At 67.3% G+C, this 12,228-nt stretch carries 9 protein-coding genes; 4 read left to right on the top strand and 5 right to left on the bottom strand.

Translation table 11 applies throughout. The features are described from left to right. The first annotated feature begins 73 nt into the window (after nucleotides 1–73). A complete protein-coding gene (locus MRY80_RS24550; protein ID WP_293294229.1) occupies nucleotides 74–2,602 on the top strand; it encodes a ligase-associated DNA damage response DEXH box helicase in 2,529 nt (842 codons plus the stop codon). A 238-nt stretch (nucleotides 2,603–2,840) separates the two neighbouring features. On the opposite strand, the gene MRY80_RS24545 is transcribed toward MRY80_RS24550, so the two are convergent. Together MRY80_RS24545 and MRY80_RS24540 are read right to left on the bottom strand one after the other, a co-directional pair. Then, nucleotides 2,841–3,137: a type II toxin-antitoxin system RelE/ParE family toxin gene (locus MRY80_RS24545; RefSeq protein WP_293294054.1), complete on the bottom strand. Its 297-nt coding sequence runs from the start codon at nucleotides 3,135–3,137 to the stop codon at nucleotides 2,841–2,843. Next, complete coding sequence (locus MRY80_RS24540) at nucleotides 3,130–3,303, bottom strand: hypothetical protein (RefSeq protein WP_293294052.1); 174 nt, start codon at nucleotides 3,301–3,303, stop codon at nucleotides 3,130–3,132. Before MRY80_RS24540 ends, MRY80_RS24545 begins: the two co-directional genes overlap by 8 nt. 116 nt (nucleotides 3,304–3,419) lie before the next feature. Between MRY80_RS24540 and pdeM the strand changes: the two genes are divergently transcribed. Together pdeM and MRY80_RS24530 are read left to right on the top strand one after the other, a co-directional pair. Then, the gene (pdeM, locus tag MRY80_RS24535; RefSeq protein WP_293294051.1) at nucleotides 3,420–4,142 is read left to right on the top strand and encodes a ligase-associated DNA damage response endonuclease PdeM; all 723 of its coding nucleotides are present in this window, start codon (nucleotides 3,420–3,422) and stop codon (nucleotides 4,140–4,142) included. 74 nt (nucleotides 4,143–4,216) lie between these two features. Further along, the gene (locus MRY80_RS24530) at nucleotides 4,217–5,143 is read left to right on the top strand and encodes a hypothetical protein (protein ID WP_293294049.1); all 927 of its coding nucleotides are present in this window, start codon (nucleotides 4,217–4,219) and stop codon (nucleotides 5,141–5,143) included. Nucleotides 5,144–5,156: 13 nt separating this feature from the next. Here MRY80_RS24530 and MRY80_RS24525 read toward each other — a convergent pair whose 3' ends face one another. The 3 genes from MRY80_RS24525 to MRY80_RS24515 all read right to left on the bottom strand — a co-directional run bounded on the left by MRY80_RS24525 (nucleotide 5,157) and on the right by MRY80_RS24515 (nucleotide 11,051). Further along, nucleotides 5,157–6,065, bottom strand: coding sequence for a TIGR02186 family protein (locus MRY80_RS24525; RefSeq protein WP_293294047.1), 909 nt, complete (start codon nucleotides 6,063–6,065; stop codon nucleotides 5,157–5,159). Then, nucleotides 6,062–6,985 carry a sulfite exporter TauE/SafE family protein gene (locus MRY80_RS24520; protein ID WP_293294046.1) on the bottom strand — a complete coding sequence of 308 codons (924 nt, stop codon included), beginning with the start codon at nucleotides 6,983–6,985 and terminating at the stop codon, nucleotides 6,062–6,064. Before MRY80_RS24520 ends, MRY80_RS24525 begins: the two co-directional genes overlap by 4 nt. A gap of 157 nt (nucleotides 6,986–7,142) precedes the next feature. Next, on the bottom strand, nucleotides 7,143–11,051 hold the full coding sequence (locus MRY80_RS24515; protein WP_293294045.1) for a peptidoglycan-binding protein: 3,909 nt from the start codon (nucleotides 11,049–11,051) through the stop codon (nucleotides 7,143–7,145). A gap of 455 nt (nucleotides 11,052–11,506) precedes the next feature. Between MRY80_RS24515 and MRY80_RS24510 the strand changes: the two genes are divergently transcribed. Then, on the top strand, nucleotides 11,507–11,923 hold the full coding sequence (locus MRY80_RS24510; RefSeq protein ID WP_293294043.1) for a MerR family DNA-binding transcriptional regulator: 417 nt from the start codon (nucleotides 11,507–11,509) through the stop codon (nucleotides 11,921–11,923). Nucleotides 11,924–12,228 lie beyond the last annotated feature (305 nt).

The raw sequence follows: 12,228 nt of genomic DNA, 5'->3' as shown, positions 1-12,228 counted from the left end.
CTGCCTACCGGAAGAAAACGTGAACATTGCGCTTGGCGCGAGGCCGGCGCCGCCCTAAGGTCGTCCCGTGAGCATCGCGACGCCCCCGCCCCGGCCGTCATCAGGCGGCATCGACCTGCCGAAGCCCTTCCTCGACTGGTTCGCCGGCAAGGGCTGGCAGCCGCGCGCGCATCAGCTCGAATTGCTGGCCAAGGCCGAGGCCGGCCTCTCCACGCTGCTGATCGCGCCGACCGGGGCCGGCAAGACGCTCGCCGGTTTCCTGCCGGCGCTCGTCGATCTCGCGCGGCGCGGCCGGCCGAAACCGGGCACGAAGAAGCCCGGCGTCCACACGCTCTACATCTCGCCCCTGAAGGCGCTCGCGGTCGACATCCACCGCAATCTCTCCACGCCAGTGGAGGAGATGGGCCTGCCGGTCGAGATCGAGACGCGTACCGGCGACACGCCGCAGGCGCGCCGCCAGCGCCAGAAGCTCAATCCGCCCGACATCCTGCTGACGACGCCGGAACAGCTGGCGCTGCTCCTGTCGCACAAGGACGCCGAACGCTTCTTTTCGGACCTGCGCCATGTGGTGCTGGACGAGTTGCACTCGCTGGTGACATCGAAGCGCGGCCACATGCTGTCGCTCGGCCTCGCCCGGCTGCACCGTCTGTGCCCGCAACTGAAGACCATCGGCCTGTCGGCGACCGTGTCGGAGCCCGACCTCCTGCGCCAGTGGCTGGTGCCGCAGCGCGCCGGCGGCGAGATGGCGGAACTGGTCACGGTGGCCGGCGGCGCCAAGCCCGACATCGCCATCTTGAAATCGAAGGAGCGGGTTCCGTGGTCCGGCCATTCGGCGCGCTACGCCATGCCGGAGGTCTATGAGGCGATCCGCGCCCACAAGACGACCCTGCTCTTCGTCAACACGCGCTCGCAGTCCGAATTGCTGTTCCAGGAACTCTGGAAGATCAACGACGACAACCTGCCGATCGCCCTGCATCACGGCTCGCTCGACGTCAGCCAGCGGCGCAAGGTGGAACAGGCGATGCAGTCGAATTCGCTGCGCGCCATCGTCGCCACCTCGACGCTCGATCTCGGCATCGACTGGGGCGACGTCGATCTCGTCGTCCATGTCGGCTCGCCCAAGGGCGCGTCGCGGCTGGCGCAGCGCATCGGCCGGGCAAACCACCGCATGGACGAGGCGTCGAAGGCGATCCTCGTGCCGGCCAACCGCTTCGAGGTGATGGAGTGCCAGGCCGCGCTCGACGCCAATTATCTCGGCGCCCAGGACACGCCGCCGCTCGTCGACGGCGCGCTCGACGTGTTGTGCCAGCACATTCTCGGAACCGCCTGCGCCGAACCGTTCCATGCCGACGATCTCTATGCCGAGATCACTACCGCCGCGCCCTATGCCGGCCTGCCGCGCGGCATCTTCGACCAGGCGGTGCAATTCGTCGCCCATGGCGGCTATGCGCTGCAAAGCTACGAGCGCTACGCCCGCATCCGGCTGACCAAGGACGGCACCTGGCGCGTCTCGCATCCCTCCGTCGCGCAGCAATACCGCCTCAATGCCGGCACGATCATCGAGGCGCCGATGCTCAACATCCGGCTGACCCGGCATCGCGGCAAGGGAACGGCCGTGCGCGGCGGCCCGGTGCTCGGCAAGATCGAGGAGGGCTTCGTCGAGGCGCTGACGCCGGGCGACAGTTTCCTCTTCGCCGGCAAGGTCCTGTGTTTCGAGGGCATCCACGAGAACGACTGCATCGTGTCGAAGGCGAGCGACCTCGACGCCAAGGTGCCCGCCTATGCCGGCGGCAAGTTCCCGACCACGACCTATCTGTCGGAACAGGTGCGCAAGATGCTGTCCGACCCGTCCGGCTGGGACCGGCTGCCGAAACAGGTCTCCGACTGGCTGGCGATCCAGAAGGCGAAATCCGTGGTGCCCGGACCGAAGGATCTTCTGGTCGAGACCTTCCCGCGCGGCGCGCGCTTCTACATGGTCGCCTACCCCTTCGAGGGGCGGCTCGCCCACCAGACGCTCTGCATGCTGCTGACCCGTCGGCTGGAGCGCGCCAAGGCCCGCCCGCTCGGCTTCGTCGCCTCGGATTACGCCGTCGCCATCTGGGGCCTGCGCGACATGGGCCGCATGCTGAAGACGGGCGAATTGTCGCTTGCGGGCCTGTTCGACGAGGACATGCTGGGCGACGACCTGGAGGCCTGGCTGGACGAATCCTACCTGCTCAAGCGCACCTTCCGGAATTGCGCCATCATCGCCGGACTGATCGAGAAGCGGCATCCCGGCAAGGAGAAGTCCGGCCGGCAGATGACGGTGTCGGCCGATCTCATCTACGACGTCCTGCGCTCACACGAGCCCGACCACATCCTCCTGCAGGCGACCCGCAACGACGCGCGCACCGGCCTGCTCGACATCGGCCGGCTCGGCGACATGCTGTCACGCATCAAGGGCCGCATCGTGCACAAGGACCTGGAGATGATCTCGCCGCTCGCCGTGCCCGTCATGCTGGAAATCGGCAAGGAGCCGGTGCATGGCGCCGACGCCAGCGAAGCCCTGATGGCCGAAGCCGCCGAAGACCTGATCCGCGACGCGATTGGGGCGGATATCTGAGCCGTGGAACTGGAATTCTTATCGGGATGCAGTGCAGAGATCGAAAAGGGCGTTAAGTCAAAATTTCGTCACGACCTTTGCCATTCGTTAACCTCTTCAGCGGCGAGCGAAAGAATGGACTCACGATCAATCTGGGCGAACTTCTCACTCGTCCAGCAAGCATTTGCGTATTCGTCGGCAGCCTCTACGGAGTTTGGCTCTTTCTCAAGCGGGCATGGAAAGAGTCCTATCCGCCAGATCAATCCAAATGACGGTCAAAATCCATCATCAGGTGGAGCACCCGAACGACGAAGATCCCGTATTCGGTTGGTTGATAGAACAGGGCATGACGGCCCGCATTGTGCTTGTGAAGGAGTTGCCCGCCTTTCGTCAGATACGGCCTTCCAATCAGCGGGAAAATGGCAGCTGAGCGCGCGGCCTGCACGAGCAAGGCACGATAGGCGTCCGCCTGCCCCTCACCGTAGGTCAGGAACGTATATTCGGCGATGCCTTCAAGATCGAGATCGGCCAGCCGTGAAAAACGCGCTTCAGCCATTCTTCAGGCGCACGATGGTCGCCTTGAAGATCTCATCTATGTTTCGATCAGATTCGCCGCTTTTCAGGCCGGCCTCAAGCGCCGCGTCCAACTCGTCACGAGTACGGATCGTGTTCGGCCAGTCGGGATGCTTTTCGGCCGTCTTCGCTTTCTCAGCCATGCGCATAAGATAGCACCATCGCGAGAAATTGCCATCATTGGATTGATCCAGCCCGCCTTGCGACTTGACCCGTTGGACCGACTCTCGCTCTATGCAGCGGCACAGACGAGAAGCGGAGAATCATGCGCGCGGCGCTGAAGACGGTGGAACAGGCGAAGGCGGGCGAGGCGCTGGCGATCGACTTTGCGGGCGCCGAGTTGCTGCTCGATCCGGCCGGCGTCGCCTGTTTTTCCGCCGATCGCGTGCTCGTCGTCTCCGACATGCACCTGGAAAAAGCCTCCTCGTTCGCCCGGCGCCGGGTCTTCCTGCCGCCCTACGACACGGCGGCGACGCTGGCGCGGCTGGCGGCGATGGTGGCGAAATACGATCCGGCGGTGATCGTCAGCCTCGGCGACGCCTTCCACGACGACGAGGCGAGCGAACGGCTCGGCGGCGACGCGATCGCCACGATCAACGCGATCGCGCGCGGCCGCGAGATGATCTGGGTCGCCGGCAATCACGATCCCTCGCCGCCCGAGGGCGTGCCGGGCGAGACGGTCGAGATGCTGGCGCTCGGCCGCGTCGTCTTCCGCCACATTCCCGAAGCGACCGAAACCGGCCACGAAATCAGCGGCCACCTGCATCCGAGCGCGCGGCTCGTGCGACAGGGCCGCGCCGTTCGCCGGCCGTGCTTTGCGAGCGACGCGGTGCGCCTCGTCATGCCGAGCTTCGGCGTGTTCACCGGCGGGCTCAACCTGCGCGACGAGGCCTTTGCCGGGCTGTTCGACCTGTCGCGGCTGCGCGCCTACATGCTGGGCACCGACAGGGTCCACGCCGTCGGCGCGCGGCAACTGGCCGCCGGCTGACGCCATCGCACTGGCCACCGGCCGCATTCGCCCCTAACGTTCACCGGCGCACCACTGCAAGCCGGAGTTGAGCGATGCTGCCGATCTTCAAACTGATCCTGCTGATCGTCCTTGCGGGGATCGTGCTCGTCGGCGTCCTGCTGGCGACCGAGCCGATGTATCTGATGGCCGCGCTGGCGTTCAATCCGGCGAGCCTCGTCATCGTTCTGGGGCTGAGCGTCGCGATCTGCGTGGCGCTGCGCGTCGCGAGCTGGCTGCGCACGCTGGCGGTCGTCATCGGCCTGTCGGCATTGTTCGTCGCCACGGCGGCCGCGGTGACCTTCGTGCCGCGCCCCTGCCAGCGCCTGGCGGCGATCGCGGCCGATCCGGGCTCGATCGATCCGTTCCGGGTGACGCATGTCGTGATGTCGCCGCCGCAGCCGCATGAGGACACCCGCATCCAGCGCATCGACCCCGGCTCCGAACTGATCGAAGACCGCACCAGCGGAACCCATCCGCAGGCCACCGGCCGCTATGCGAAGGTCCTTCACGTGCGCAAGCGCGTTTCCTTCTTCGGCATCGACGGAACCGACGCGACCGCCCACCCCGACTGCGTCTACGTGGCCGAATCCGAGGGCGTGCTTTACGGCACCGCCGAGCAGCGCCACCGCGGCGTGCCGGGTCTTGCCGACAACCAGCATTGCCTGTCGGATGCCGAACAGGAGCTTCTGCTCCACGGCATGCGCTACACGGTCACCGAGGTGGATTCGGCGAGAGCGGGCCGGATCGGCTTCATCGCCAAGGCCTTCGACACCAAGAGGCGGGACCTGCAGGCCACCGTCGTCTTTTTCATGAACCAGCCGCGCTGGTACGGCTATCCGTTCAGCGCCTTCGTTCCGATGAGCTGCGCCAGCCACGAGGTGCGTTGGGACAAGAGCCCCAATCTCGGGCTGCAGCCGATGCCGCCGCGCGCGCCCGCGCTGGCGCTCATGGCCGGCCTGGAGGCGATCTACGGGAAATAGCGCGCGCCGCGCCTCAGTCGCGGCGGAAGATCACCCGGCCGAGCCAGCCGACCACGAAGGCGAGCAGCACCGCGGCCAGCCCGTAGAGCAGCGACTGGTCTTGCGCCGCCTTGTAGATCTGGAACTCCGCGCCGGCCTTCTTGATCTCCAGCGGCGCCTGGGTCTGCGCGACGAGAACGCCCTGGCGGAACAGATAGGCCTTCGCGAAGTGGCGGCCGAGCGGCACGTTGGCGGGCAGGCGCAGCGTCGCGCGGAACAGCGATTGCGAGATGAAGCGCACCCCCGTCGGGAACTCCTGGTAGAGCCCGCCCTCCTGCTTCAGCCGGCGCAGTTCGCGCGAGAACTCGTCGATCTCGTCGACATCGATCATCCCGTCGCTCATCGGGCGCAGTCGCATCTGGCTGACATTAAGCGAAAGCCGGGCGAGGTTGTCGCTGTCGGTGACGTCCTGCGGCGGGCGGGTCGACGCGATCAGGAAGGATTCCGGCACGTCGATGAAGCCCTGGGAATCGACATTCGCCCAGACGCCGAGCACGCGCGCCTTGCGCCGCGTCACGAGGTTGGCGTGCGGCCCCTCAAGCACCACGAAGACGTCGTAGCGCGACTGGCGCTGGATCAGCGGATCGACATTGTCCACCGCGCCGAAGATGGTCAGGTCGGCGCCGGCGAAGTCGGAGGTGATGGCGATGGTTTCCGTCGACAGGCCGATCTCGATGCGCTCCGGCAGCAATTCGGCCTGCGTCGTCAGCGGCTGCGGCTCGGCGGTCTCTATGTCCGGCGCGTCCAGTGCGGGCGTTTCGGGAACAGTCGTGTCCTGCGCGGGCGCTTCCAGTCCCGCCGGTTCCGGCGCGGCCGCCTCCTGCGCGCTCGCGGATGTCGCGAAGGCGGCCAGCAGGATCAGCCATGCGCCGGAAGCCCTCACAGCGCCAGCCCCCTTGCGATCGAATAGATCTCGTCGGGCACGACGAAGAGCGCGTAGCCGAGGCGCAGCGCGACGAGAAGGACGAGCGCCGCCAGCAGCGCGCGCAGCTGTTCGCCGCGCAGGCGCTGACCCGCCTTGGCGCCATATTGCGCGCCGATGACGCTGCCGAGCATCAGGAGCAGGGCCAGGATCACGTCGACGGAATGGTTGGTCATCGCCTGGACGACGGTCGTGTAGGCGCTGACGAAGATGATCTGGAACAGCGAGGTGCCGATGACGACGTTGGTCGGCACCTTCAGGAGATAGATCATGGCCGGCACCATGATGAAGCCGCCGCCGACGCCCATGATCGCCGAGAGGATGCCGATCATCAGGCCGAGCCCGAGGACGGGGATCACGCTGACATAGAGCTTGGAGGCCTTGAAGCGCATCTTGAAGGGCAGCTTGTGGACCCAGTTATGCGCGCCGGGCCGCCTCAAGCTCACCGTGCCGCCGCCGCGCGAGCGGGCGATGGCGCGCACGCTCTCCACCATCATCAGCCCGCCGACCGTGCCGAGGAAGACGACGTAGAGGACGGAGACGATCAGGTCGAGCTGGCCGAGCGACCGCAGGAGCGAGAAGATCCAGACACCGATGCTGGACCCGCCGATACCGCCGATCAGCAGCACGACGCCGAGCTTCACGTCGACCGTGCCGCGCTTGAAATGCGACAGCACGCCCGACACCGAGGAGGCGACGACCTGGTTGGCGCCGGTGGCCACCGCGACGGCGGGCGGGATGTTGTAGAAGATCAGCAGCGGCGTGATCAGGAAGCCGCCGCCGACGCCGAACATGCCCGACAGGAATCCCACGGCGGCGCCCATACCGAGCAACACGAAAATGTTCACCGACATTTCCGCGATCGGCAGGTAAAGCGCCACCCGAAACTCCTCTCATCCAGAATTCAGAATGGACTGTTCATGCGCCCCCGAAAGCGCAGTGTCAAACACCGGGGAGAGGAAATTTTCCTGTCAGATTGTCCAGTGGCCGACAATGCGTCTCCGGCCCGCTCACATCGGCGCCCGCGGGAGCCTTCGATCAGGATTGCTGGTTGACTTCCAACAGCTTGTCCACGAGCGCGCGATCCACTTCGCCGGTCGGCACCATGCCGTTGTCCGTCTGGAACGAGATGATCGCCTCGCGGGTGCGCGCGCCCATGATCCCGTCGGCCGGGCCGGCGTCGTAACCGTTGTTGTTGAGGATCGCCTGGATGTTGCGGACGGCCTTCCTCATGTCGTCGTTGGACATCGGGGCCGCCGCCGTCATTTCCTTGCCGGTCGTCCAAACGTCGGGCACGTTCATCGTGTTGGCGGCGACGTCCACCTGCCGGACCTTCCACAATTCGACGGCGGCTTCGGCCGTCTTCAGCTGGTCCGGGCGCATGTAGCCGGCCACTTCGTCGCGCTTGGCGGCGGCGTCCTTGTCGCCGGCCTGGGCGGCGAGCGACAGCCATTTGTAGGATTCGGCGAGATCCTGCTGCACGCCCTCGCCGCGCGCCGACAGGATGCCGAGATTGACCTGGCTGTCCTTGACGCCACGTTCGGCGGCCTCGACGAACCAGCGCGCGGCTTCCGCCATGTCGCGGTCGCCGTCGATGTCGGTCGCGTAGAGCACGGCCAGATTGTGCATGGCGCTGACATTGCCTTGCTCGGCGGCCAGTTCGTACCAGCGCTTGGCGGCGGCGATGTCGCGCTCGACGCCCAGGCCCTTCTCATAGGCGTTGCCGATCCGGTACTGGGCCGGGGCGTAGCCGTGCTCGGCAGAACGCTCGTACCATGTCGCGGCCGCGGCCATGTCGCTGTTCGGCGCGCCGGGACCGTCGCCCATCAGCCGGTCGCCGATGACGAACAGCGCCTTGGCGTCGCCGGCGACGGCGGCCTCGCGCAGCGCGATCGGGCCGATTTCACCCGGAATGTCGGCCAGCGTGACCGGCGCGTAGCCGCCCTCGGAAAAGCTCTCCTCCATTGCCGGTTCGTCGAGCGTCGGCTCGTCGAACGAGGCAACCATGTCGCCATCCGTCGGCTCGAAGGACTGTCCGGCCGTCATGCCGGAGGCGGACGCCGTCATCGCGTTCTCGGCCGTGGGCAGCATCGAGGCGGACGGCGAGGTGTCGACGATGCGCATGGCGCGGGCGGCCGGTTCGGCCTCGGTCCCGGCATCCGTGCCGGTTTCGGCACCGGCATCGACATCCGCGGGCGCCGGTTCGGCGTCGGTAACGGTCACGTCGTCGGTGGAGATGTCGGCGACCTCGGCGGGGACGCCGCCGCGGTCGAGGATGTAACCGCGGCCGAGCGGGAAGGCGAGCAGCGCGAGCAGGATCGCGGCGGCGGCGACCATCAGCGGACGGCGGCGCGCGGCGAAGACGCCGCCCAGGCCCGTCTTGGCGGCGGCATCGGGGCCGGTGGCCTTGTCGGCATGCGACACGTCGTCGGCGGCAGCGCGGGCGGCGCGGCGGGCGGCGGCGATGAAGTCGGACTTGCCGGTCTCGTCGACGGCCTCGACGGCGGCTCGTTCGCCTTCAGGGCCGCCCCTGGCGGCGCGCACGCGGCGCATGATCTCCGCGAGGTCCGCCCCGCCCGCGCCCGGCTCGATCGGTTCGTCGGAAAGCGTCGAGGCTTCGGGCCGCACGCCTCCGGCGGCCGGCGCCAGCGGTCCGTCGGCGTCCGCATGCGGCGCCTGGTAGGCGACCGGCTCGCGGCGCATCGGTCCCGCCGCAGCCTGCGGCGCCTTTTTCTTGTCCTTCGCCTTGGCAGCCTTGTCCTTGCCGCCGCGGCGCATCTTGCCGCGCAGCCCGCGCAGCAGGCTCTTCTTGCCGGCATCGGCCTGCGGCGCGTCGTCTTCGGCGTCGTCCTCGTCTTCGTCGAGCGCGTCCTTCAGCGCCGCGCGGGCGGCCATGGCCGCGGCCTCGGCCGGGCCCAGGCCCTGGCGGATCACGCGTCCGGGACGCTGCGTCGGGAACGGCTCCTCGCCGGCGGCGAAATCGACCGGCGGCGCGTCGTCCACATGCGCCATGATCCCGGCGTCCGTTTCCGGCGCGGGCGGATAGGCGGGCGAGTAGGACCGCCCGAGGTCATGCGGTGCGGGCGCTGCGGTTTTGGGCGCTGCGGGTTTGGATGCGGCGGGCGGCGACTGCGGCGCGGGCGCCGGGTCGAAGGCCGGGGCTTGCGCCTGCGGGGCGGCGGCCCCTGCCGGCTGCAGGCTCGCTTCGAGCCCGGCGATGCGGTCGGCCACCTTGACCAGCGTGTCGTGGATCGCCTCGAAGGTGCGCGAGTTGCGGTCGTCGGAATTGCGCGCCAGGTCCTCCAGCGCCCGCAGGTCGCCGGCCAGCTGGCCCAGCATCTGCTTCTGTTCGGTCGACGCGCCGGTGGAGAATTTCGACACCACCTCCTCGGCGGCCTCGCGCGCGGCGACGATCATGTCCTCGCGGCCCATGGCCAGCTGGTCGCTGATCGCGGTCAGGCGCGGCGCGAGATCGGCGAGCGGCCCGTTGTCGGCGGTCGGCAGGGCGACGGAGGAGAGCTTCTGCGACAGCGCCTCGATCTGGGCTTCCAGGTTCTCGAACCCGCGCATGTCGGGCTGCGCCGAACCCGCGACCGACAGGCCGTCGCCCGCGGTCAGCATCTGGGCGATTTCCTCGATGCGCCGTTCCATGTGGTCGAAGGTCGGCGCCTCGGCCGGCTCGCGCTCGTTTTCCTCGATGCGCCGGGCTAGGTCCTCCATGCGCTGATCGAGGGACTGGAACATGTGCCGGCCCTTTTCCTCGGCCGACTGGTGATGCGTGTCGAGCCGCTGGGCGATCTCGGCGAAACGGGCCTCGATGCTCTCGACCATGCCCGCCGGCAGGTCGGCCGAGCCACGCGCCTCGTCGAGGCGGCGCGTCAGTTCGTCGAGACGGTCGGCGACGGCGGCGATCGCCTGGTTCTGCGCGGCGCCGGCGGCCGTCGACTGGTGCAGGCTTTCCAGGCGGTCGGCGATTTCCACCAGCCGGTCCTCGACGCCACCGCCCTGCGGCGCGGCGCCTTCCTCGAACTGGCGCGCAAGCGTCGCCAGGCGCGCCTCGATGCGCTCGAAGGGCGCGGTGTCCATTTCCGGCGGTGCCGACACGGAGACCGAGACGATGGCGCGGGTGATCTCGTCGAGGCGTTCCTCGATCGAGCCCAGATGGCCCGGCGCGAGAGACGCGCTCTGTCCGGCCAGGCTTTCGACCGCCTCGGCGAGCTGGCGCATCTGGTGTTCCATGGCGTTCATGGAGTCGCTGCCGGGCAGGCCGCGCAGCGCGCCGCCGAGATCGGCGATGCGGTCGAGAATGACGTTCAGGTCTTCGCGCGTGCCAAGCGTCTGCGGCAGTGCGCCGATCTCGCGCTCGATCACGGCCCAGCGGTCGGCCATGTCGCGCAGCGTATCCTCGCGGGCCAGGGCGGAGACGTGGTTCTTCAGGTCCTCGACCTCGGCGCGCAGCGCGCCCATGTCGCTGTTTTCGACGCGCGAGGCGACAAGGCCCAGTTCGCGCGTGACGCGGCTGAAACCGTCGGCCAGATCGGCCGCCGATACCGTTTCACCCGGCCGGTCGAGCGCCCGCAGGTCGTTGCGGATGTCGGCGAACTGCGCCGCGATCGTCGACGACATCTCGCGGTTGAGTTCCTCGCGCAGGCCGCCCAGTTCGGCGCGCAACGCGGAGACGTCAAAGCCCATCGCGGGCGGCGGCGGCGCGGGCTGGTAGCGCGGCGCCGGCTCCTCGCGGCGGGCCAGCGCTTCCTGGCGCGCGCGGATGGCGGCGATGTCTTCTTCACGGTGAACGGGATGAGCGGCGGCGGCAGAGCGCGCGGCGGAATGGATGCCCATGCGCCGTTCGAGATTGGAGAGGGCTTCGTCGAGCTTGTCCAGGGTCATGTTCGCGGAGCGCCGCGAAACGGCGTCCTGACCGGGATGCAGTTGCCTGTCGTGCATGTCTCGCCCATTTCTCGCGATGCCTGCAGCGTCGCCGGGAAGGTCGGGACCATTCAGGCAACAGGCGTCACGAAACGAATTGTTTCAGAAAACCGAGCGCGCACTCCGCACACCAAACCACGCCACGACCTTTCATGGTTAAGATTTTTCAAATCCTGGTAAACAACCGGTTAACCAAGCTTGATTTCCCGCAATTTGCGACCAATTGACTCCGGTTGACGCGATCCGGCGACCGACGCCCGGGATTCGCGGAACACCGGGCCTTCGGAGGCCTGTGTAACCGCAAGGTAACCATGCGTTACCTTCACGTTACGTCAATTAAGAGGTCTATTTCGGATGCAGTGTAACGGCGGCTGGGGGCGGCATGCCGTTACGACCGACGTTGACGTTAACTGTCTTCAAGACCAAGCAACGTTCCGCCCGCGATGCACAGCGCGATTAAGGAGAGCCTGTAGATGAACAGCGCCACCAGCCAGGACACATTCCAGAATTCTGAAGTCGTCTACCGGATCGGTGAACTTTCCAAGGAATTTGACGTAACGTTGCGCACGCTTCGTTTCTACGAGGACAAGGGTCTGCTGTCGCCGCGCCGGATCGGCAACACCCGGCTTTACTCGCGCGCCGACCGCGCCCGCCTGAAGCTGATCCTGCTCGGCAAGCGCGTGGGCATGTCCCTGCTCGACGTCAAGGCGATCCTCGATCTCTACGACCCGAAGGGCGACAACCGCCGCCAGCTCGAAACCGCTCTGGAGAAGGGCGAGGAGCAGATGATCATCCTCAAGAAGGAGCGCGAGGAAGTCGAGACCTCGATCGCCGAGCTCGACCGCAGCCTCGCCACCGTGCGCGGCATGATCGCCAGCATTTCCGGCTGACCGCGCGGGCCGCGCCGGCACCGGCGGCGGCCCGACCACGGGACACCGACAAGGAAATCGGTAATGGGGACCGGTTTCCCGGACCCCGGCATCCGAAAGGATCGCCGGGGTTTTTTTCGTTCGCTCGCCCGAAACAGGCCCGAAATCACCGCTTTTCGTCCTCAGCATGCGTGCTCCGGCCCGCTCTTGCCGCTTCATGATGCGATTTTTCAAAATTTTGACGTTTACGGAAACGTCAAAATTTGATAGCCACGCGCCGAACCCGGCTCTCGCGGATTTCCCGCGCGCGCCGATCGCTTTCGGAG

The sequence above is a fragment of the Oricola sp. genome (genome assembly GCF_022763245.1).
Classification (GTDB): domain Bacteria; phylum Pseudomonadota; class Alphaproteobacteria; order Rhizobiales; family Rhizobiaceae; genus Oricola.
The sequence above is the reverse complement of the archived record's forward strand: the minus strand, read 5'-3'. Positions and strand labels throughout refer to the sequence as shown.

What these genes read in the sequence shown, in the direction of transcription:
- MRY80_RS24545 (WP_293294054.1), bottom strand. Translation starts at nt 3,137, where the DNA reads ATGGCTGAAGCGCGTTTTTCACGGCTGGCCGATCTCGATCTTGAAGGC.
- MRY80_RS24540 (WP_293294052.1), bottom strand. Translation starts at nt 3,303, where the DNA reads ATGCGCATGGCTGAGAAAGCGAAGACGGCCGAAAAGCATCCCGACTGG.
- pdeM (WP_293294051.1), top strand. Translation starts at nt 3,420, where the DNA reads ATGCGCGCGGCGCTGAAGACGGTGGAACAGGCGAAGGCGGGCGAGGCG.
- MRY80_RS24530 (WP_293294049.1), top strand. Translation starts at nt 4,217, where the DNA reads ATGCTGCCGATCTTCAAACTGATCCTGCTGATCGTCCTTGCGGGGATC.
- MRY80_RS24515 (WP_293294045.1), bottom strand. Translation starts at nt 11,051, where the DNA reads ATGCACGACAGGCAACTGCATCCCGGTCAGGACGCCGTTTCGCGGCGC.
- MRY80_RS24510 (WP_293294043.1), top strand. Translation starts at nt 11,507, where the DNA reads ATGAACAGCGCCACCAGCCAGGACACATTCCAGAATTCTGAAGTCGTC.